Origin of the sequence: Nesterenkonia sandarakina (assembly GCF_003003175.1) — a bacterium.
In the GTDB taxonomy this organism is placed as follows: domain Bacteria; phylum Actinomycetota; class Actinomycetes; order Actinomycetales; family Micrococcaceae; genus Nesterenkonia; species Nesterenkonia sandarakina_A.
In genome coordinates this window covers 85,670-106,603 of the sequence record NZ_PVTY01000012.1, presented here as the reverse complement: position 1 = coordinate 106,603, position 20,934 = coordinate 85,670, and the positions used below count along the sequence as shown (strand labels likewise).

17 protein-coding genes, 1 tRNA gene and 2 pseudogenes are annotated in these 20,934 nt (G+C 67.6%); 11 read left to right on the top strand and 9 right to left on the bottom strand.

Going from position 1 to position 20,934, the window contains the following annotated elements; all coding sequences use genetic code 11:
• Window positions 1-62 precede the first annotated feature (62 nt).
• The 9 genes and pseudogenes from BCL67_RS11020 to BCL67_RS15505 all read left to right on the top strand — a co-directional run.
• Entirely contained in the window at window positions 63-3,176 is a 3,114-nt protein-coding gene (locus BCL67_RS11020) for a UPF0182 family membrane protein (RefSeq protein WP_106123484.1), read from the top strand.
• A 148-nt stretch (window positions 3,177-3,324) separates the two neighbouring features.
• Window positions 3,325-3,398, top strand: a tRNA-Met gene (locus tag BCL67_RS11015).
• A 1,248-nt stretch (window positions 3,399-4,646) separates the two neighbouring features.
• Entirely contained in the window at window positions 4,647-5,324 is a 678-nt protein-coding gene (locus BCL67_RS11005) for a response regulator transcription factor (protein ID WP_106123482.1), read from the top strand.
• Window positions 5,317-6,633 (top strand): sensor histidine kinase, encoded by a 1,317-nt coding sequence (locus tag BCL67_RS11000; protein WP_219886493.1) that lies wholly within the window; start codon window positions 5,317-5,319, stop codon window positions 6,631-6,633. Before BCL67_RS11005 ends, BCL67_RS11000 begins: the two co-directional genes overlap by 8 nt.
• An 89-nt stretch (window positions 6,634-6,722) precedes the next feature.
• The gene (locus BCL67_RS10995) at window positions 6,723-7,241 is read left to right on the top strand and encodes a PepSY domain-containing protein (RefSeq protein WP_106123481.1); all 519 of its coding nucleotides are present in this window, start codon (window positions 6,723-6,725) and stop codon (window positions 7,239-7,241) included.
• Between the two features lie 375 nt (window positions 7,242-7,616).
• Window positions 7,617-7,949, top strand: coding sequence for a hypothetical protein (locus BCL67_RS10990; RefSeq protein ID WP_146131140.1), 333 nt, complete (start codon window positions 7,617-7,619; stop codon window positions 7,947-7,949).
• A gap of 135 nt (window positions 7,950-8,084) precedes the next feature.
• Window positions 8,085-8,393, top strand: a complete 309-nt coding sequence (locus tag BCL67_RS10985) for a hypothetical protein (protein WP_106123479.1) — start codon at window positions 8,085-8,087, stop codon at window positions 8,391-8,393.
• A 198-nt stretch (window positions 8,394-8,591) separates the two neighbouring features.
• Window positions 8,592-9,314 (top strand): annotated as a pseudogene (locus tag BCL67_RS15990) (cation:proton antiporter domain-containing protein); the annotation flags it as partial.
• 103 nt (window positions 9,315-9,417) lie between these two features.
• Window positions 9,418-9,897: pseudogene (locus tag BCL67_RS15505) on the top strand (cation:proton antiporter domain-containing protein); the annotation flags it as partial.
• Between the two features lie 54 nt (window positions 9,898-9,951).
• On the opposite strand, the gene BCL67_RS10970 reads toward BCL67_RS15505, so the two are convergent.
• From BCL67_RS10970 to BCL67_RS10950, 5 genes are all read right to left on the bottom strand, one after another.
• Window positions 9,952-10,185 carry a hypothetical protein gene (locus BCL67_RS10970; RefSeq protein WP_106123476.1) on the bottom strand — a complete coding sequence of 78 codons (234 nt, stop codon included), beginning with the start codon at window positions 10,183-10,185 and terminating at the stop codon, window positions 9,952-9,954.
• Complete coding sequence (locus BCL67_RS10965; protein WP_258174978.1) at window positions 10,182-11,621, bottom strand: glycosyltransferase family 2 protein; 1,440 nt, start codon at window positions 11,619-11,621, stop codon at window positions 10,182-10,184. Before BCL67_RS10965 ends, BCL67_RS10970 begins: the two co-directional genes overlap by 4 nt.
• A gap of 65 nt (window positions 11,622-11,686) precedes the next feature.
• Window positions 11,687-13,735: a putative bifunctional diguanylate cyclase/phosphodiesterase gene (locus BCL67_RS10960; RefSeq protein ID WP_106123474.1), complete on the bottom strand. Its 2,049-nt coding sequence runs from the start codon at window positions 13,733-13,735 to the stop codon at window positions 11,687-11,689.
• Between the two features lie 60 nt (window positions 13,736-13,795).
• Window positions 13,796-14,491, bottom strand: a complete 696-nt coding sequence (locus tag BCL67_RS10955) for a hypothetical protein (RefSeq protein WP_106123473.1) — start codon at window positions 14,489-14,491, stop codon at window positions 13,796-13,798.
• A complete protein-coding gene (locus BCL67_RS10950; RefSeq protein ID WP_106123472.1) occupies window positions 14,488-15,018 on the bottom strand; it encodes a hypothetical protein in 531 nt (176 codons plus the stop codon). The genes BCL67_RS10955 and BCL67_RS10950 overlap by 4 nt, the downstream gene beginning before the upstream one ends.
• 249 nt (window positions 15,019-15,267) lie before the next feature.
• Between BCL67_RS10950 and BCL67_RS10945 the strand changes: the two genes are divergently transcribed.
• Together BCL67_RS10945 and BCL67_RS10940 are read left to right on the top strand one after the other, a co-directional pair.
• Window positions 15,268-16,260 (top strand): bile acid:sodium symporter, encoded by a 993-nt coding sequence (locus BCL67_RS10945; RefSeq protein ID WP_106123471.1) that lies wholly within the window; start codon window positions 15,268-15,270, stop codon window positions 16,258-16,260.
• 31 nt (window positions 16,261-16,291) lie between these two features.
• Window positions 16,292-16,717 (top strand): DUF1801 domain-containing protein, encoded by a 426-nt coding sequence (locus tag BCL67_RS10940; RefSeq protein ID WP_106123470.1) that lies wholly within the window; start codon window positions 16,292-16,294, stop codon window positions 16,715-16,717.
• Window positions 16,718-16,749: 32 nt separating this feature from the next.
• Here the strand turns inward: BCL67_RS10940 and BCL67_RS10935 are convergent, their stop codons facing one another.
• From BCL67_RS10935 to pdxS, 4 genes are all read right to left on the bottom strand, one after another.
• Window positions 16,750-18,111, bottom strand: coding sequence for a variant leucine-rich repeat-containing protein (locus BCL67_RS10935; RefSeq protein WP_106123469.1), 1,362 nt, complete (start codon window positions 18,109-18,111; stop codon window positions 16,750-16,752).
• A gap of 121 nt (window positions 18,112-18,232) precedes the next feature.
• Window positions 18,233-19,303 (bottom strand): variant leucine-rich repeat-containing protein, encoded by a 1,071-nt coding sequence (locus BCL67_RS10930; protein ID WP_106123468.1) that lies wholly within the window; start codon window positions 19,301-19,303, stop codon window positions 18,233-18,235.
• Between the two features lie 74 nt (window positions 19,304-19,377).
• Complete coding sequence (pdxT, locus tag BCL67_RS10925; protein ID WP_258174977.1) at window positions 19,378-19,989, bottom strand: pyridoxal 5'-phosphate synthase glutaminase subunit PdxT; 612 nt, start codon at window positions 19,987-19,989, stop codon at window positions 19,378-19,380.
• Window positions 19,986-20,897: a pyridoxal 5'-phosphate synthase lyase subunit PdxS gene (gene pdxS / locus BCL67_RS10920; protein ID WP_258174976.1), complete on the bottom strand. Its 912-nt coding sequence runs from the start codon at window positions 20,895-20,897 to the stop codon at window positions 19,986-19,988. The genes pdxT and pdxS overlap by 4 nt, the downstream gene beginning before the upstream one ends.
• Window positions 20,898-20,934: the final 37 nt, after the last annotated feature.

The window sequence follows — 20,934 nt, the reverse complement described above, 5'->3', positions numbered from 1 at the left end:
CACGCTGACCCACCAGCAACAGTTGAGAATCCAAGCACATATATAGAGACGAGGGTTTATCCGTGAGTTTCTCTCAGGGATTCGGGTCCGCGAACCCGTTCGGCGGGGGCCTCTTCGGCTCCGGTCCGGGCGGGGACGACGGCGACAACTCCGGCGGGTCCGGTTCCGACCGGCCGGCGAGGAGCTCCGGACCGCGGCGGCCGTCAGCACTGGTGTTGACGATCATCATCATCGCCGCGCTGATCGGCATTTTTGTGGCATCTTCCGGCTTCTACGCCGAGATCCTCTGGTTCAACCAGCTGGGATATGAAGATGTCTTCTGGACCGAGCGCATCGCTCGCGGTGTGATCTTCGTGGTCGCGTTCCTGCTGATGGCGGGCCTGGTCTGGCTCAGCCTGTTCCTGGCGTTCCGGAACCGCCCTCAGATCCTGCAGAACCAGATGAACGAATCGGTCATCCGGTATCAGCGGACGCTGAACTCGATGCGCCGCCTGTTCATGATCGGTCTGCCCGCGCTGATGGGCCTCTTCGCAGGCACCGCGGCCCAGGGCAGCTGGGAGAACGTGCTGCTGTTCATCAACCAGCAGCCCTTCGGCATGACCGATCCCGAGTTCGGGATGGACTTCGGATTCTTCGTCTTCACGCTGCCCTTCCTCGGATTCATCAATGGCTTCCTGATCTCCGCAGTCCTGGTCGCCGGCATCGCCGGCATCCTGACCCACTACCTCTTCGGCGGCATCCGGATCGAGGCCAACGGCAAGTTCGTGGTCGAGAAGGCCGCCCGCTGGCACATCGCCGTCACCGGCGCGCTGTTCCTGGTGCTCCAGGGCGCGAACTGGTGGCTCGACCGCTACGCCACCCTGCAGAACCAGTCCGGCACCTGGGCCGGCGCACTCTACACCGACGTCAACGCGGTCATCCCGGCGCAGGCGATCCTCGCCGTCGCCGCGGTGCTGGTCGCTCTGATCTTCATCGTCACCGCCGTGACCGGCCGCTGGCGCTTCTCGATCATCGGATCCGCCATGCTGCTGATCACGGCGATCATCGGTGGCGGCCTCTATCCGTTCCTCGTGCAGGAATACCAGGTCCAGCCTTCGGAGCGGACCCTGGAGACGCCCTACATCGAGCGCAACATCGAGCTGACCCGCTACGCCTACGGCCTGCACGAGATCGAGCAGGAGAGCTACGACGCCGATGCCTCGGCGACTCCGGGCGCGCTGGCGGAGGACTCTGCCAACACCGAGAACATCCGACTGCTCGACCCGAACCTGGTCTCCGCGGCGTTCGGACAGTTCCAGCAGTTCCGCCAGTACTACTCCTTCCCCGAGACGCTGAGCTTCGACCGCTACGAGATCGACGGCGAACGCCGCGACACGGTGATCGCGGCCCGCGAGCTGAACGTGCCCACCGACGCCTCCTGGGTCAACCGGCACCTGATCTACACCCACGGCTACGGACTGGTCGCGGCCAACGCGAACACCGTCACCCCGGAGGGACGCCCCAGCTTCACGCTGCAGGGCATCCCCACCCGCGGTGAGCTCGCCTCTGACGCGGACTACGAGCCGCGCATCTACTTCGGGCAGAACTCCCCGGAGTACTCGATCGTCGGCGCCCCCGAGGGTGCTGATCCGCTGGAGCTCGACCGTCCCGCGGCAGCAGACTCCGAGGCCGAGACCGTATACACCTTCGAAGGTGACGGCGGCCCCTCTGTCGGCGGCCTGTTCAACCGACTGGTCTACGCCATCCAGTTCCAGTCCCCAGAGATCCTTCTCTCCGGTGACATGAACGAAGAGTCGCAGATCCTCTATGACCGTGAACCGCGTGAGCGCGTGCAGGAAGTCGCACCGTTCCTGGATGTAGACCAGAACATCTACCCGGCGATCGTAGACGGCCGAGTCAAGTGGATCGTGGAGGGCTACACCACCTCCAACAACTTCCCGTACTCGGCCCAGCAGCAGCTGGAGCAGGCCACCACGGATGCGCTGACCCAGGGAGCCCCGATGCTCACCGGGCAGGTCAACTACATCCGCAACTCGGTCAAGGCCACCGTCGATGCCTATGACGGTTCGGTGGAGCTCTACGCCTGGGACACCGAGGATCCGATCCTGCGGGCCTGGCAGCAGGTGTTCCCCGACGCGCTGCAGCCCTATGAGAACATGTCCGCCGAGCTGCTGGATCACGTCCGCTACCCCGAGGACATGTTCCGGGTCCAGCGCGAGCTGCTCGGCCGATACCACGTGACCGATCCAGGCACGTTCTATGAGAACAACGACGCCTGGTCCGTCCCTTCGGATCCGACCGCCGAGGACGAGAACGCCGTGGCTCAGCCGCCGTACTACATGACGCTGCAGATGCCGGGCCAGGAGGAGCCAGCCTTCTCGCTGACCGGAACGTTCATCCCGCAGATCGCTGAGGGCGCGCAGCAGCGCAATGTGCTCTACGGCTTCCTCGCCGCCGCCGGTGACGCCGGCACGGGCGAGGACGGCGTGAAGGCGGAGGACTACGGCCAGCTGCGGCTGCTGGAGCTCCCGCGTGACACCGCTGTTCCTGGCCCAGGCCAGACTCAGGCGAACTTCGACTCCAACTCGCAGATCTCGCAGGAGCTGAACCTGCTGCGTCAGGGCGCGTCCGAGGTGATCAACGGCAACATGATCACCCTTCCCGCCGGTGGCGGCATCCTGTATGTCCAGCCGGTCTACGTGCAGTCCACCGGCACCGCAGCCGCCTACCCGGCGCTGCGGAAGGTGCTGGTGGCCTACGGCGAGGAGGTCGGCTTCGCTGACACCCTCGACGAGGCGCTCGACCAGGTCTTCGGCGGAGATTCCGGTGCTGCCGTGGCCGACGGTGCAGGCGTCACCGGTGATGCGGTGGACTCCGGGCTCGACGTGCCCGAGGGTGACGCTCCCGCTGAGGATGACGCCACCACCGAGGACGAGGCTCCCGCTGAGGAAGAGGCCACCACCGAGGACGAGGCCGAGGAGACCGAAGGTCCCACCGCGCCGTCCGGTCCCGCTCAGGAGCGTCTGAACGACGCCCTGGATCGCGCAGGCCAGGCGCTCCAGGACTCCGAAGATGCACTCGCCGACGGTGACTTCGCCGCCTACGGCGAGGCCCAGGAGCAGCTGCAGCAGGCCATCGACGATGCCCTGCAGGCCGAGGCTGACCTGGAAGAGTGACGATTCGAGGCTGATCTGAGACCCGCAGAATCTCCCCGTCCGGACCCTTGTGGCCCGGGCGGGGAGGCGGGTGTCGGAGATCACGCTCCGAGGCGTTCATCTGGATTTTGCACTCAGGAAATGTGTGCGTAGACTAAACAAGTCGCAACGCGGGGTGGAGCAGTTCGGTAGCTCGCCGGGCTCATAACCCGGAGGTCGCAAGTTCAAATCTTGCCCCCGCAACTGTGAAGGGTCGTTGACTAGGAATTCTCTAGTCAACGGCCCTTTTTATTGCCCAGACGAGGGCCGCCCTGCTCAGAACGTTGCGCAGGAGGGGCGGGGAGACCACATTGCACGAGTGTCCTAGACGCTGCTGTGGTCGACTGGCTCCGCTGCCGAGCTGAATTGATCCAGGTCATTGCGGAGACCCCGCACATCGACGGCGTTCGGGACGCGACGGTCATCATCGGGCCCAGACATGGTGTCGAGCAGGGTCGATCCACATGGACCGAAGAAGTCGGGTACTCCTTCGATCGCTGAACCGCCCGCGAGGTCACAGCCGCCCCGGAACACAGATCAGCCCCAGCACACATGTGGTGTTGGGCTGAGCTCTTGTGTCCGATCAAGCAGCACTACCGTCTCTTCCGACCGTCCTCGAAGCGCTGCGATCTTCTCGTCGCAGTCCTCCTGCGTGAAGCGGGAGCATACTCGTCTCTCGCTGCGATCAACCCGAATAGCTCCGACGCCCATATCGCCGGGCAGATCGCCAACGCCGTTGTTGGTTGTGTAGGCGGTGGTGCCAGCGCACAGGTCATCCAGCGTTGGATCATGAACAACCCCCGGGCAGTGGGAATTGCGCTCAATGCAATCGGTCTCGGTAGCCTCTCCGGCAGCTCTTCACAGGCCTCGGTAAGCATCGATAGTGCGGATGAAGGTCGATTCGCTACTCTGGCAGCCTGACCGATGGAAGGAACGCCATGTCCACGACTGAGACGCAAGACTCAACGAAACGCACGTTTTGGACCACCTGGCAGGTCTTCGTAGGAGTCCCGGGAATCTTCCTCATCGGGTGGATGCTCCTTGGGCCAGACGAACTGGCCTTTACGGGGGGTCAGGTTCTCGCCGCCTGGTTGACGATCTTCGCCGTGGCTGCAGTTGCCGGTCTAATTCGTTCCAAGTCCACTAGATGACCCAGCTTCCAAGAGAGGTCCTGCTCGGTGGAGCAGGGCCTCTCTTCTTGTGTGCTGACCAGATCAACGCCCGAGGCTAGGCCTTGGTCGCTTCACCGTCGAGACCCTCGTAGAGGTCGAAGTTCCTCGCTGTTCGGGCACGACGCGGACATGAAACGGCAGCACTACACTGACCGCGACGACATGTCACAGCTGGTCGCGGTCGGCCTCTGAGGTCGCAAGTTCAAGCAGGAGGGTGCTGTTCAGCGCAGATTCAGCGCGTTCTGGGAGACTGACAGCACATTTGAGCGAGAGGACAGGCATGCGAGTGCTCGTGGTCGACGACGAGCGGCGACTAGCGTCGTCGCTGCGGGTAGGGCTGGAGGCCGAGGGGTTCGCCGTCGACGTGGCTCACGACGGCACCGATGGTCTGTGGCTGGCGCGGGAGCACCCCTATGACGCTATCGTGCTCGACCTGATGCTGCCCGGGATCAACGGCTACAAGGTCTGCGAGACTCTGCGCGGCGAGCGGAACTGGACGCCGGTGCTGATGCTGACCGCCAAGGACGGTGAGTGGGACCAGGTCGAGGGCCTTGACACGGGGGCCGATGACTACCTCACGAAGCCGTTCTCCTTCCCGGTGCTGGTTGCTCGGCTGCGTGCGGTCGCGCGTCGGGGCGCGCGGGAGCGGCCCACCCTCCTGGAGGCTGGCGACCTGCGGCTCGACCCGGCGGCGCGCCGAGCCTGGCGTGGTGAGGGCGAGATCTACTTGACCAGCCGGGAGTTCTCGTTGCTATCGTTCCTGATGCGTCACGTCGGTGACGTGGTATCCAAGCTGCAGGTCCTGGATGCGGTCTGGGACGTCGACTTCGAGGGCGACCCCAACATCGTCGAGGTCTACGTGCGCCATCTCAGAAACAAGATCGACCGCCCCTTCGGCCGCGAGGCGATCCAGACCGTCCGCGGCGCGGGCTACCGGCTGAGCAGCGACGGTGGCTAGCCGCCTCACCTCGGTACGGGTGCGGACGACCACCGCGGCCGTCGCCGTCGTCGCAGTCGCCCTGGTGCTCGGGGGTATGGCCCTGGTGACGCTGCTGCGGTCTTCGCTGCTCGACGGACTGGAGACGAGCGCCGAGCAGCGCGCGTCGGTGATCGCCGACGAGGTCGATGACGGACGCACCCCGACCGGCGTTGAGGATCCCGACACCGAGCCCGAGGACGAGGTCTGGCAGGTTCTCGGCCCCGACGGGCAGGTGCGGTTCTCCTCCCAGCCGCTCGTTGAGGCGCTGCCGGTGGAGGACGTCGAGAGCTTCGCGCTCTCCGGTGCCGAGAGTGCCTACCTGGTCGAGACGGACGACACGGAGGATGGCTCGGTCATCGCTGTCGCGCTGAGCCGCGAGGAGGTCGACGACTCGGTCGGCGCGCTGGTTCCGCTTCTCGTCCTCGGCTTGCCGTTGCTGCTGCTCGTCGTCGGTGGTACGACCTGGCTGATGGCCGGGCGCGCGCTGGCCCCGGTCGAAAGGATCCGCGCCGAGGTTGACGGCATCACCAGCGATAGTCTGGAGCGCCGGGTGCCCGAGCCCGACAGTCGCGACGAGGTGCAGCGGCTGGCCGAGACGATGAACCGCATGCTCGGGCGGCTCCAGCACGCGCGTGAGCGGCAGCAGCAGTTTGTCGCCGACGCGTCCCACGAGCTGCGCTCCCCGCTGGCGAGCATCCGGCAGACCGCCGAGGTCGCGCGAGCCCATCCTGGTGCGCTGGGCGAGGGTGAGCTGGGTGAGGCCGTTCTCGAGGAGTCGGCCCGCATGGAGCGCCTCGTCGGACAGCTGCTGACGCTGACCCGGGCCGATGAGGGTGCCCTCGTAGCGACGCCTCGAGATGTCGACGTCGACGACCTCGCGCTCACCGAAGGCGCCCGCGTTCGTCGCTCCGGCCTGCGCGTCGACACACACGCCGTGGCGCCCGGTCGGGTCCGCGGCGACCCCAGCGCGCTCGGGCAGGTCGCGCGCAACCTCGTCGACAATGCCGTTCGTCACGCCGAGGACCAGATCGCCCTGGCGGTGCGGGAGCGTCACGGGACCGTGGAGCTCGTCGTCGAGGACGACGGGCGCGGAGTGGCACCTGAGGACCGCGAACGTGTCTTCGAGCGCTTCGTGCGGCTCGACGAGGCGCGGGGCCGCGACGCCGGAGGCAGCGGGCTCGGACTCGCGATCGTCGCCGAGATCGTGCGCGCCCACGGCGGCACGGTCACGGTCCGCGACGGCCGGCTCGGCGGCGCGGCGTTCACAGTGGTGCTGCCGGCCAGCTGAACCCACCTTCAGGAGAGTTCAGGTGGGCTTCAGCGTAGGTGTCGCATGGTGGTGGAACACAGACCACGACACCGAAATGAGGCATCATCATGAGCAACCTCCGCAGCAAGCGCGTCCTTGTCCCCGCCATCGCCGCCGTCACTGTGACGGCTGTCGGAGCCGGTGCCTGGACCGCCATCGCCCAGACCGACGACGTGCGTGGCTCCGAGCGCGACCAGGTCGTTGCCGCCGTGGCCGACGCTGTCGCCGATGGCCAGGTCACCGACGTCGAGACCAGCGACGACCGGGGTGTGACCTATGAGGTCGAAGTCCGACTGCCTGACGGCAGCGAAGTGGACCTCGCCCTAGACGCCGACTTCGCCGTGGTCTCCCGTGAGGCTGACGACCGCGACGACAACGACGACGACCGTGTGCCGGCCGCCGGCGATCGCCAACGCGCTGAGCAGGCCGCGCTTGAGGCTGTCGGCAGCGGCACAGCTACTGACGTCGAGGCCAGCGACGACCGGGGTGTGACCTACGAGGTCGAAGTCGTCGACGCCGACGGCGTGGAGTGGCACGTCGACCTCGACGCCGCCTTCGACGTCGTGGATCAGAGGCAGGACCGCTGACCCGTCGGAGCACTGCACTGACCTCGACGACATATCGCAGCTGGTGGAGGTACGTGGGTGAGCCGCTGAAACCTTGCCCAAAACCTTGCTCAGGGACTGCCTCGCCAAGAGGACGAGAACCCCCAGCGCTTCGGTGCTGGGGGTTCTCTCGTGTGCCCTGCGAGTTCCTCGACTCTGCGTGACTCACCCGCAGGGAGCCAGGCATCGACATGGTCGACCCCGCAGTGCCAGCATTGAAGAGCTACTGGATCCGGCGTCGGGCCAGGACGTCGCCATCGCTCGGGTGGGACGTCCGTGATGTGCGGGGGAGTGATCGCGATGGTGCGTCGAGGCGTTCTGGCTGCATTCTTGGCAGCAGGGATCTTCGCAGGGGGCATGACGACAGCCCAGGCAGTTCCGATGAGACCGGACATTCCACTGATCACCGTCGGGTGCCCCGATGGCGAGGGTGGCTACGAGATGTTGCAGGTGCGACGCCATGGAGCGATCGCCTTCGTCTACGATGACGCGGGAGTCGCCACGGGTGAGAAGCTGTTCATTCGCTCGCTCGACGCGGCCCTGTTCTCCGACTCTGGCCAGCTCCTCTGGGAGTACAGCAAGACCTACGGCAAGCGGACCGGTCACGGTGAGCCGGTCTCCTGCAGCGGATCCTTCAGAAAGGGCTCGGATGGGACGGTGTTCTTCGACGTGCTGGTGACACGCCGGTAGCAGGGACCGCCCACCCGCGAACTCTTCGGTGAGATTGAACGAGGGTCCTTAGTCCCTGCCGCAACGGCCGAGCCGGGGATAGCCTCGGGTCCGGACGCTCGGTGGCAGAGACCGGGCCAGAGGATTGGACTGGCGATGACGCAGACTTCACTGGACAGGCTGGGCCCGGTCGACTTCCTGATCGTGGAGTTCCCTGAAGGAGAATCCGTGTTCACGGGCGAGCTTGCCGAGCTGCTCGCCGCGGAGGACATGGAGAACCTCACTGCCGCGATAGATCCAGGCAGTGTGGCGGGCGTGCTCGTCTATGAGAACGTGTGGGCCGCACCCTTCGCGTCGGCTGCGCGCCGCGCCGGGGGTCAACTGGTGGCAAATGGGCGAATCCCTGTCCAGGCCATCATCGCGTCCCTCGAAGCAGATGACCAAGCCCAGATAGAAGGGGAATGACATGCCGCTGAGGCGAACAAGACAGGGAAGAGTAGGGGTTGTTCGTGCACCGGTCGCGAGGGCCGCCGTCGTGGGTGCCGCGGTCAACCGGGGTCGTCGCCGCCGAATCTAGTTCCGCCGAATCGTGGGCATCCTCCCGCCGCGGGAGGCTCAAGGAACGACGGAGCAGAGCAAGACTCGAGCGAGAGTGGGACTCGCATGGTGGCTGCAGCGACGATCCTGGCGCTCATCATCATCTGGAGCGCCTTCTCCAGGCCGCTGGACCGGCATGGGATCACCTCTGCCCTGTTCCTCACTGTCGCGGGCTTCCTGGCTGGCGGGTCCGCGCTCGGTCTTCTCGACACCTCCGTGGAAGCCGCGATCGTTGAACGGGTGGCCGAGGTGGCGCTGGTCCTGCTGCTGTTCAGCGATGCCACGCGGCTCGACCTCGGCACCCTGCGTCGCGAGCTGGGGTGGCCCAAGCGGCTCCTGCTGATCGGGCTGCCACTCACGATGCTCGCCGGCGTCGGGGTCGGGGCGCTCATCTTCTCCGCCATGGCCCTCGCCTCCGTGTTCCTGCTCGCCACGATGCTGGCCCCGACCGACGCGGCGCTGGGTCACAAGGTGGTCTCCGGCCCGGCGGTGCCGGTCCGGGTGCGGCAGTCGCTGGATGTGGAGAGCGGGCTCAATGACGGCCTCGCGGTGCCGTTCTTCCTCGTCGCGCTCGAGATCGCGAACGCTGAACTGCAGACCAGATTCATCTGGGCGGTCGTTGGCCACATGGTCACCCAGATCGGATGGGGGCTCACCGGTGGACTCGCCGCCGGTGTCCTGGGGGGACTTCTGTTCAGTCTGGCCGATCGCCGGGGCTGGATCAGCCAGGAGTGGCGGCAGATCCTGCTCCTCTCGACTGCCCTGCTCGCCTTCACGATTGCCCTGACGCTCGGCGGCAGCGGGTTCATCGCCGCCTTCGTCGGCGGCCTCGCCTTCAGCGGCGTCTCGGGAGCGCGCGCGTCAGCCCTTACCCCCGCTCACCGAAGAGACCGGCGGGGTCCTCGCCGCTGTCACCTGGATCGGTTTCGGAGCGCTCGCCTTCACCCTGGTCATCCCGCACATCACCTGGCAGGTGCTCCTCTATGCCGCGCTCAGCCTGACCCTGATCCGGATGATCCCGGTCGCGATCGCCTTCGCCGGCCAGGGGGTCCAGCGGCCGACGGTGGCCTTCATCGGGTGGTTCGGTCCGCGCGGGCTGGCCTCGCTCGTGTTCGGGCTCATCGCTCTCGAGCGCGGGGTCCCCGAGGGGGAGGTCGTGCTGACCACGGTGGTCGTCACCGTGGCCCTCAGCGTCACCCTCCACGGCCTCACCGCGGGACCGCTGGCCGACGCCTACCACCGATGGTACGAGCGGCATACGACTGAGCATCCGGTGGCGGCAGAGGCGACAGCGGTGAGGATGCCACGCCGTCGGCGCCGCTTCCCCGGCGGGGATCCGAGCACACGTGGCCGCGATGACGAGAACGACTGAGCTGGTCGTGATCCGGCGGGTGCGGGATCCCGCTGACCAAGGGCTCCTCAGCGGTCAGGGCGGCGAATCTGGGTAGATGCTGCGCGTCTCGGATCGGCGCTGACGGCCTGGAGCCCAGTCGCTCAGGTAGATCCTCGGCAGCATCTTGGCGACCGCGAGCGCAACAAACATCACCGTGTTGATCGCGACGAAGCCTGCGAGTGCCAGGAACCAGGAGGATTCCAGCACCAGCGGGGGCAGCACCAGACCATGATGCGCGATGCTGTCGATCAGGAGATGAGTCGTCATCGTTCCAGGCCTCCTCCGCTGTGGTTCCCTGCCAGCTTCAGGTTCGCCGACGTCGAATTTCCCCAGTCAGCGCGTCTGCCGAGCGTGATGTCGAGGACACCCTCGAGGTAGACGATGTTGAGCAGCAGGTCGAAGAGGAGCTCCGGAATGATGGTCAGCGCCAGCAGCCGGGCGCGCCATCCGCCGCGCCACACCGTGATCACGCGTTCGGCCATGAAGATCAGCCCGACGCCCATCCAGAAGGGGAAACAGATCCAGCGATCGATCGAGAGCAGTGTGACCAGCACCAGGAGCAGGAAGGAGCTGAGTGCGATCGCACTGTAGCCGATGCCCAGCTGCTGAACCCAGTAGCGGAATGTCTGCGGGGTCACGCCGTAGGCGCCGATGTTCTCCAGCGCTCCGCGCTGCCAGCGCAGACGCTGCCGCCAGAGCAGACGCAGGTCCGGCATCAGTTCGGTGACCACCGTGCACTCCGCAGGAGAGATCATCAATCCGCCGAGCGACTTGAGCGCGATGGTCAGCTCGTTGTCCTCGGTCAGCGCTGCGGTGTCGTAGACGTCGCCCCGACGGCCCGGGATCGTCCTGCCCCGGTTCTCCCCGATCGTTCGAAGTGCGAGGGGGTGGAACATCGACGCCGTGCCCGTGAGCACGAACACCCGACCACGTCGGCGTCTGATCTGGCGCGCGTACCGGGTGTACTCGTTGCGCTGGAACTGTCCGAGCAGCCCATGGCCCTCCTCGCCCTGGAAGAGGCCGCCGACCGCCATCAGCGCTCGATCGTTCTCGAACCTCGCCACCCCGGCCTCAAGGAACCCGGCATCGAGGCGAGTGTCAGCATCCATCACCATCACGATGTCATTGGGCCCCTGACCGGGCAGGAGCTCGACCAGCATCTGATTGAGACCGCCGGCCTTCTTCTCGGTGTTCCCGACGGTCTCAAACACCTCGACGCCGGCGGCTCGCGCGATCTCGACTGTGTCGTCGGAGCAGTTGTCGGCCACGACTATGACTCGAGCGGGCCGGTGCGACTGAGTCGCCAGCGACGCAAGGGTCAGTGGCAGCGGCGCCTCTTCGTTGTGCGCCGGGATGAGCACCGTAACCGTCACCGGACCTGAGAAGACGCCACGGGTGGCTGCCATCACGATCTTGGGAGCCAGCGGGGTCACGCTCCGGTCCGAGGAGCGTCGCGACCGGTTCGTCGCGCGTCGATCGATGCGTGCCACAGCTGCGACGATGACCAGCACGAGAGCGATGGCCGCCATGAGGAGGCTCAGCTCGGGGGCCTGGGTGTCGTAGGGCACGGTCCAGACGCCGAAGAGCGACGTCTCCATCGGCTCACTGGCAGTCCAGGTATGTCCGAGCGCCAGCGCTGACCACAGGAGCGCCGCCGCGCCCACCGCGATGCCGACGATGAGCAGGCCTGTCCCGCGATTCAATCGTCTCATCCTCGGACCTCGACGCGGTCCCCACCGGTTGCTGCCCCATTCCACCGGGCTTCGAGCTAGGCGAGCGCATCGTCGGGACTCAGCGGCCGTGCCCACAGGTAGCCCTGGGCCTTGTCGCTGCCAAGTCGACAGAGCTCGGCACGCTGCGTTTCGGTCTCCACCCCCTCGGCGATGACGTCCAGCCCCAGCGCGTGAGCCAGGCGGATGATGGTCTCGACGATGAGCGTGGGACGTGTTTCGGTTCCACCCAGGTCCTGGATGAATGACTTGTCGATCTTGAGCGTGTGAGCGGGCAGTCGGTGCAGGTAGCTCAGCGAGGAATGGCCCACCCAGAAATCATCGATGCCGAGGCGGACCCCGAGCTCCGCCGCCTGAGTCATGTGCCGGATGGCGGCCTCGACATCTCCCATCAGGGTGGTCTCGGTGATCTCCAGGTGCAATCGTCGCGGGTCGACGCCGGTCAGTGCCAGCGTCTCCTCGGTGAACGAGATGCATCCGGGATCCTGCAGCTGACGCGTGGAGACGTTCACCGCGATGGACAGGTCCCGGACGTCGGGGAGCCGCGACTCCCAGTCCCGCAGCTGCCGGAGTGCGTTCTCCAGCACCCACCTGCCCAGGTCGACGATCAGGCCGCTCTCTTCGGCGACCGGGAGGAACTCTGAGGGAGACAGCAGCCCCCTCTGGGGATGCTCCCAGCGCACGAGCGCTTCAAAGCCCACCGGTGCGTCGGTTCTGAGATCCATGATCGGCTGGAATCGCAGGCGCAGCTCATTTCGACGCAGAGCCCCGCCGAGGTGTGTCTTCGTCGCCATCCGCTGAGTCGCCTTGCGCTGCATCTGGTCATCGAAGACGGCGGCGCCGGCCCTGCCGGTCTCCTTGACGTCATACATCGCCACATCTGATTTGCGCAGCAGCGAGTCGGCGGTGTCACCGGGTTCGGAGAACGCGATACCGATGCTGACACTGGCGAAGATCTCTTCGCCGTCCAGCATGAAGGGTTCATGAGCGGCTGCCGCGATGCGCCCGCCGAGCTTCTCAGCGCCCTCGGTGTTCAGGTCGTCGCAGACGATGACGAATTCGTCGCCGCCGAATCGTGCCAGCAGGTCACTTCGGCGGGTGAGCTTCTTCAGACGCGTCGCCAGCTGCAGGAGCAGCGCGTCACCGGAGGCATGGCCTCGTGCATCATTGACCACCTTGAACTGATCAAGGTCGATGAACAGCACGGTCACCTGCTCGTCCACCCGGGCCGCCCGGGCGAGCGAACGCGTCAGCTGCTCGGTCATGAGCCTCCGGTTGGCGAGGCCGGTCAGCGGATCATGATTGGCCAGCTGCTCGAGCTCCGCCTCGACCTTCTTGCGCGCCGTGATGTCCTGCAGCTGGACATAGAACGATTCCGGGTTGCCAGCGTTGTCGCGCAGCAGCACGACGGTCTTCTCCACGTGCACGACCTCACCGTCCGGGCGCAGATAGCGACATACCTGACAGCTGTTGTCGGCATGGTCGATGAGGACCTGGTCGAAGAGCGACCCCTCCTCGGAGTGGGACGGGTGGATGAACTCCGAGAGCAGGTGACCGATGAGGTTCTCGGCGGAGCGTCCGAGAACCGTGCACGCGGCAGGGTTCACCCGGGTCAGACGTCCATCAATGTCAGCAATGGCGATGCCGATCGGGAAGTGGCGGGCGCCGAGCGCGAAGACCTGCTCCGCCTCACGGCGCTGCGCCTCGGCCTCGCGAAGCGCGGTGACATCGCGGACCGAAGCCAGGGTGAGGCGAGCCTCGCCCACGCTCAGCTGACGCAGAGAGACCTCCGCGGGGAACTCGGTGCCGTCCTTGCGGCGGCCGCGCAGCTCCTGGCCGGAACTCATCCGCGAGATCAGAAGCTGCTGGGCAGTCAACGCCCGAGCCACAGCCGTGGGATCCGGTGCCCCGCCGATCAGCAGCTCCGGGGGCATTCCGAGGAGCTCCTCGGGCGAGTAGCCGAACACCTCGGCTGCCAGGTCGCTGACCGCGACCATGAGACCGCTCGCAGCCACCATGACGACCGGGTCTGGGTACATCTCCAGCAGGTCGCGGTAATGCCCCTGACAAGCATTGCAGGTATCCATGATCGGATCTTATCCCGGCTCAGGGGCCGCGCCGACGGGGACCGAACGCCGCGGACCTGCTCACTCGGGCGCGGTGACCGTTGCCTGGGGAGCTGCCCCGTCGGTCTCCTGACCGACGGCCTCTTCACCGGAGTCCTTCACGTCGGTGGCCGCTGCAGCAGGTCGAGCAGCGTGACCACGACGCGTGCGCCCGACCGCCTGCGCGGTCAGGCGCCGGACCGTGACTGCGCCGCGGAACGGCCCGGCGAGGTAGGCGACGACGGCGGAGGTCGCTCCGAGAACTCCGACGGCGACGGCCGTCGAGTAGAGCCCCGGCACCAGAGCGTCGTAGACCGCCTCGGCGACATCCGCCGGCAGGTGCTGTGAGACCGCGGCGACGGTGAAGATGCGTCCCAGGGTCACGCCCAGCCCGAGGAGCGCCATCGTCAACGCCAGACCCAGGCCCACCCAGATCATGACCCGCGCCCGCCCGCTCGCGACCAGGACTCCGGCCGCCAGCAGACCGAGGCTCACCCAGGGGAGCACGAAGCCGAGCAGCACGAGCACCCGGTAGGCCGAGCGGGCCTGGACCAGCTCCTCGGACTGGGCGACGACGACCGTCCGGTCGACCTCCGGGATGCGGTCGGCCAGCGCGAACCCCTGCGCGGCCAGCCGCTCCTTGACCGCAGCGATGACCGGTCCAAGCTGGATGCCCACCTCACCCGTGGCGCTGACCACGACGGCCCCGGAGGTGTCCCCGCTGAGCACCGCGGTCATCCGGGCGTGACTGATCCGCAGCGCCTGGTCCCACACCTGCGCGAAGGCGCACAGGCGATGAGCCGCTCGGCGGCGGTGCGGATCTGCGCCTGTGCGCCTTCCACGGCGGGCTGCTCGAGCAGCTGGAGGGCCTCGGCGGCCCTGGGGGAGAGGTCCAGACCTGCGATCCCGTCGAACAGGTCAGACGTGATCGCCTCGAGGTCGATCTCCTCGTTGATCGCCGCGGTGACCTCATCGACCAGGAAGGTCTGGAACGCGGGGTCATCGAGGATCGGGGCCGCGGTCGCGACGAACTGGTCGGTATCGGTGAGCTCGGTCTTCGTCCAGGCCGCGACCACGGAGATCGGCGCGAGGAGCACCCCGAGCGTGATCAGCAGCACCGCAAGGAACCGGCGCCCCAGGCCGGGCTTGCGCGTGGCCGATGGAGGTCGGACCGGCGCCGGCCGGGTCCTCAGCTGCGCCTGCAGCCGGGCGACCTGCGCAGACAACCGTTCAATCTCCTGATCCCGGGATTGCTGGGCATCCATCCGCACTGCGCCTCTCGATCCTCAGCGACATCGACGGGCCGCGGATGTCGCAGGCCCGCCGCTGCCTCCACCATCCGCCCGCCGGCGCACGACGTCCAGGGGCGTAGGTCCCCTGGGCAGGACCGTCCTCACCGGTGTCGCACCGCTAGTATCCAAGGAGTCAGGACAGGCAGGCAGGCTCGAGGGTGCCGAGCTCTCGGACGGGCCTGTCCCGGGACGATGACACCACCGCCATGACCCAGGGGACAGATGAGACGCGAGACCCTTGAACGCCACCAGGTGTGGGTCTATCTCGGCGCCGTCGCGGTGGGGCTCATCTCGGGAAGCCTCCTCCCCGGACTGAGCGACACCGCGGACGCGCTGCTCTGGCCGGTGCTGGCCCTGCTGCTCTACGCGACGTTCACCCAGGTGCCGATGGCCTCGGTGCCGGCTGCGTTCACCGAGGGTCGGTTCATCGCGGCGGCGCTGCTGGGCAACTTCGTCCTGCTGCCCGCAGTGGTCTGGGCGCTGATCCAGTTCATCCCCGCCGATCAGGCGCTGCAGCTGGGACTGCTGCTGGTCCTGCTGGTGCCGTGCACCGACTGGTTCATCACCTTCAGCCAGCTGGGCAGCGGCGACGCGACCCGGGCGACCGCGCTGACCCCGGTGCTGCTGGTGCTCCAGCTGCTGCTCCTCCCGCTGTATCTGTGGCTGATGGCGGACGCTGATCTGCGCGTGGTGTTCGCGCCTGCCGATGTCTGGCCCGCCTTCGTGGTGGTGCTGCTGCCGCTCGGGCTGGCGGTGTTGACCGAGCTGTGGGCCGCACGCAGCCGAACGGGAGCCGGCGTCGTCCTCCGTCTCGGCTGGTGGCCGGTGCCGCTGCTGGCGGTGGTGGTGCTGCTCGTCGCCGTCGCGCAGGTCGGCTCGGTCCTGGCCGGCGCGCAGCTGCTGCCGGTGGTGCTCGGCGTGGTCGTCCTCTTTCTGGGGATCAGCCTGCTGCTGTCGAGGTCCCTCGCCGGTGTCGCGCGGTTGGATCCGGCTCAGGGGCGCACGTTGGCGTTCTCGATGGGCACGCGCAACTCCTTCATCGTGCTGCCTCTCGCGCTGGCGCTGCCCGCGGGCTGGGAGACCGTGGCGATCGTCGTGGTCATGCAGTCCCTGGTCGAGCTCCTCGGCATGATCTTCTGTCTCTGGTTCGTGCCCCGGGTGCTCTTCCCCGATCCATGCTCACCGACGGGTGAGCGGCAGCCACGTGTCAGGTGAGACCCGCCGAGCCGCCCGGTAGGCTCGGGTGATGGAACCGGTCACAGACAGCGTGGATGACTACCTCACGGCCGCGGGACGCTCGGCAGAGATGACCGTGCTGGACGGCTGGATCACCGAGGAGCTGCCCGGACTGAGTCGGGTCCTCTGGCGCGGCCGCATGTGGGGCGGCACCGATCAGACGATCATCGGCTACGGGAAGCTCCGCCAGCCCAGGCCCCGCGGGGCGGCTGTGGACTGGTTCCTCATCGGACTCGCCGAGCAGACCAAGCATCTCTCCGTCTACGTCAACGCGGCAGAGGACGGCAGGTACCTCGTCCAGCAGCGCGCCGAGCGGCTCGGACGGGTGAAGGTGGGCGCCGCCGCGCTGACCTTCACGTCCCTGGAGCACCTGGACCATGCCGAGTTCCGCAGCCTCATCGCCCGCGCCGGTGCGCTCAACCCCGAAGTGGTCTGAGCCCTCACGGCCGACGCAGCTGAGCGGAGCGCTCAGTAGGTCCAGTTGCGGCTGGCTGAGAGGTTGATGCCTTCTCCGGTGAGCTGGTTCCAGCAGGACATCTGCGACTGGAAGGACGTGCAGGCGAAGAACTCGTTCGACGCGGTCTGCCCGTAGCCGAGCACCTGCTGGCCCTGCTGCGGCACCGGGTTCTCGCAGTCCGGCTCCGCCGCGCGGTCGACCGCGATGGAGTAGGTGACGCCCTCGGTGCACCCATCGGGGGCGGCGAAGCTGTGCTGCAGCACCCGGCAGCGCAGCGTGTCTGCCAGTTCGCACAGCACATTGCCGTCGGGGGAGACGAAGGAGGTCAGCGCCAGGCCCTGGGCGGGGGCGGCGGCCTGGATCCAGGCGGAGCCCATGTCCTCGGCCGTGCCGCGCAGTGCGGAGGCGGTCTCCTCCGACTCGCGCAGATCCAGGAACAACGCCGCCGCGTGGGAGCTGCCGCAGCTCTCCTGCAGCCCGGTCAGCGTTTCTTGGACCAGGGTTCCGTCCTCGGGCTCCACCCAGCTGCCGTCCTGCGTGGTGGCGGAGGCGAGCGCGGCGAGCACCTCGCCGTCCTCGGCGGGGGATTCACAGCTGGACTCTCCCGGCAGCGCCGCGACCTCGGCGCGCAGCTCCTCCGGGGTCGGAGGTTCCGGGGTGGGGCTGGGCTCCGGCTCCTCCGCGGACTCGTCCTCAGACTCCCCTTCAGCCTCCTCCGAAGACTGGGCCTGCGCCGGGGCCTCGGCCGCGGTGGAATCCTCGGGGGATCCCCCGTCCAGCATGGACAGGGCCAGCGCGGTCAGGGCGACCAGCACCAGGACCGGCAGCAGAACGGCCAGCACGAACCTCGGCGCCTTGGACTGACGCCGAGGGTAGGCGGCAGGCCGGGCGGCAGGGGAGCGGACCGGTGGAGCCATCGTGGAATACCCCGCCGGTGCGCCGTCGAAGGACCCGTTGGCGAACCATGAACCCTCGGCCGCACCTGCAGCCACGCTCGGTGCTGCTCGAGAGTCCTCAGCGGAGACCGCGTCGATCTCACCGGTGTCCTCCACGCCGGGCTGGTCATGCCCGATGGGCGCAGCCTCGCCCGGGGTGTGGGCCCAGGCGGCCGCGGGTGCCGGGTGTGCCGGATCAGATGCGGGGGGCTCCGCCGGTTCGGTGGACGCAGCGGTGGTCTCGCGCCGGGCGAGCGCGGCGTCGATCTCGGGGTCTCCCAGGGTGGCCAGCGCCTCGAGCAGCTCGGGGTAGGTGGCAGGATTCTCCGCGACGGCCGGGCGCAGCGAGGGGTGGTTCTCCGCGAGCCAGTGCAGAGTGTCCCAGTCGGTGCGGGGATCCGCGGCGATGCCGCCGAGGTCGTCGTCGATCGAAGCCATGCGTTCCTTTTCCGTCCCGACGGCGGCGATCCAGGCCAGCCGTGCAGCGCGAACAATTCGGTTCGACCGAAGTTTACTCCGGTCACCGGATCCGGGGGCGGCTGACCAGCGCAGAGACGGCTCAGTTCTGCAGCTGGTAGCTCTCCCGCGCCATGAAGAACCCGTTGCCGGTCTCGGTGTTCCAACATTCGAAGCCGGACTCCGAGGAGACGCAGGCGAACCGGCCGTTGCTGGCCGACTGGCCATACTGCAGGGTCGCTGAGTTCGCACCCTCGGTGCTGCCGCAGCCGAGCTGCGCGTCCTCGGCCCCGACCGTGAGGCGCGCCGGTCCCTCGCAGTCCTGCGGGGTCTCAAAGCTGTAGTCCAGGATGCTGCACTCGAGCTCGTCCTCCCCGAGGGCGCAGTTGATGTTGCCGGAGGGCGCGGTGAAGGCGGGAATCTCCTGGGCACCTTCGGGCGCCGGGCGGACCGTCTCGGGGTCCTCGGTGGCGTCGGCTGCCTCGGGCTCCTCGGTGGCACCGTCTTCGGTGGCTGGGGCCTCTTCGTCAGCCTGACCCTGCTCCTCGGTCTGCTCCTGAGCCGCTTCCTCGGACACTGAGGTCTCCTGGGCCGGATCCTCGTCCCCGCTGAGCGGTCCGTTGAAGAACAGGAAGTAGGCGGCGACCGCACCGGCGCCGAGGATCAGAAGGATCAGGAAGAGGATGGCGCAGACTCCGCCGCCACGACGGCGCGGCTCCGGTCCGGGCTCGACGAACGACGACGGCGCGCCGGGCGCCTCCCAGGGAGCCGGTCCCGCAGGGGCGACGGGATAGTAGCCGGTCCGCGACGGCGACTGCGGGTAGCTCGGCTGGGAAGGCTGCGCGTAGGGCTGATCATAGTCCTGCGCCGCCGGGTCCTGCGCTGCGTCGGACGCATACCTCTGAGTGTGGTCGTCCCGCACGGCTGAGAACTCGGTGGTCTCAGAGCCTGCCCCGGCGGATCGGCGGGCCAGCGCGGCGTCGACCGCTGGGTCGCCCAGCTCGGCGAGCCACTGCAGCAGCTCGGGGTAGGTGTTGGGGTTCCCCGCGATGAGCGGGCGGAGTTCGGGGTGGTCTCCGGCGAGCATGTGCAGCTGGACCTGGGGCGTGTTCGGATCGGCGGCGCGGGCGGCCGGCCCGGAGGAGCTCTGCCCGTGATGTGGTCCGTCAGTCATGTTCTCTCCAGGGTCGATGGTCCCGCGTGCGGCGTTCTTGGGACATCATGCCCGAACCGGACCTGAATTTCAGATCAGCTGACGGTGCGCTGCGCGCTGATCTCCACGAAATACTCGTGCAGCCGGTGATCCGGGGTCAGCTCGGGATGGAAGCTGGCAGCCAGGATCCGACCCTGCCGGACGGCCACCGGGCGGTCCTGCCAGGAGGCGATGACCTCCACGTCGGCGCCCAGGGATTCGATCACCGGGGCACGGATGAACACCGCCTGAAGCGGGGTCGGGTCATCGCCGGGGAGCCCGGACACCTGCAGCGGACCGATGAAGGATTCGAGCTGGCTGCCGTAGCCGTTGCGCCGGAGAACCACGTCGAGACCGCCGATGCGCTCGAAGCCGGTCAGCGCCTCGGCGTCGAGGATCCGATCGGCCATCAGGATCATGCCGGCGCAGGTGCCGAACATCGCCATGCCCTCGGCGTGCCGCTCCCGGATGGACTCCATGAGTCGCACCGGGGCGGCAAGCCGAGCCATGGTGGTGGATTCTCCGCCGGGCACGATCAGCCCGTCCAGGCCCTCGAGCTCGGCGGGACGTCGCACGGTGGAGACCTCGGCGCCGGCGGAGCGCAGCGCGCGAGCATGCTCGGCCACCGCCCCCTGCAGCGCCAGGACCCCTATGCGGGGTGCGCTCACCAGCCGCGCTCGGCCAGCCGGTGCGGTGCCGGGAGGTCAGCCACATTGATGCCGACCATCGCCTCGCCCAGGCCCTTGGAGGCCTCGGCGACCACGGCGGGATCGTCATAGTAGGTGGTGGCCTTCACGATGGCGGCCGCGCGCTCGGCGGGGTTGCCGGACTTGAAGATGCCCGAGCCCACGAACACGCCGTCAGCGCCCATCTGCATCATCATCGCGGCATCGGCCGGGGTGGCCACGCCGCCGGCGACGAAGAGGACGACCGGCAGGCGACCTTCGCGAGCGACCTGCTTGACCAGCTCGTAGGGGGCCTGCAGGTCCTTCGCGGCCAGGTACAGCTCGTCCTCGGCCAGCGAGGTGAGCCGGTTGATCTCACCGTTGATGGTGCGGATGTGCTTCATCGCCTCGGAGACGTCGCCGGTGCCGGCCTCGCCCTTGGAGCGGATCATCGAGGCACCCTCGGTGATCCGGCGCAGCGCCTCACCGAGGTTGGTGGCGCCGCAGACGAAGGGCACCTTGAACTTCGACTTGTCGATGTGGTGGATGTAGTCCGCGGGGGAGAGGACCTCGGACTCGTCGATGTAGTCGACCTTGAGGTGCTCGAGGATCTGCGCCTCGACGAAGTGGCCGATCCGGGCCTTGGCCATCACGGGGATCGAGACCTCGTCGATGATGCCGGTGATCAGATCGGGATCCGACATGCGAGCGACGCCGCCGGTGGCGCGGATGTCGGCGGGCACACGCTCGAGGGCCATGACTGCGACGGCACCGGCGTCTTCGGCGATGCGGGCCTGCTCGCGGGTGACCACGTCCATGATCACGCCACCCTTGAGCATCTGGGCCAGTCCGGTGTTCACAGCGGTGGCGCCGGTGGCGGCAGCAGTGTGCGAGGTGGACTCAGTGGTCACGGAGATCTCCTGAAGGTTGGGTTGCTGCGATGACAAT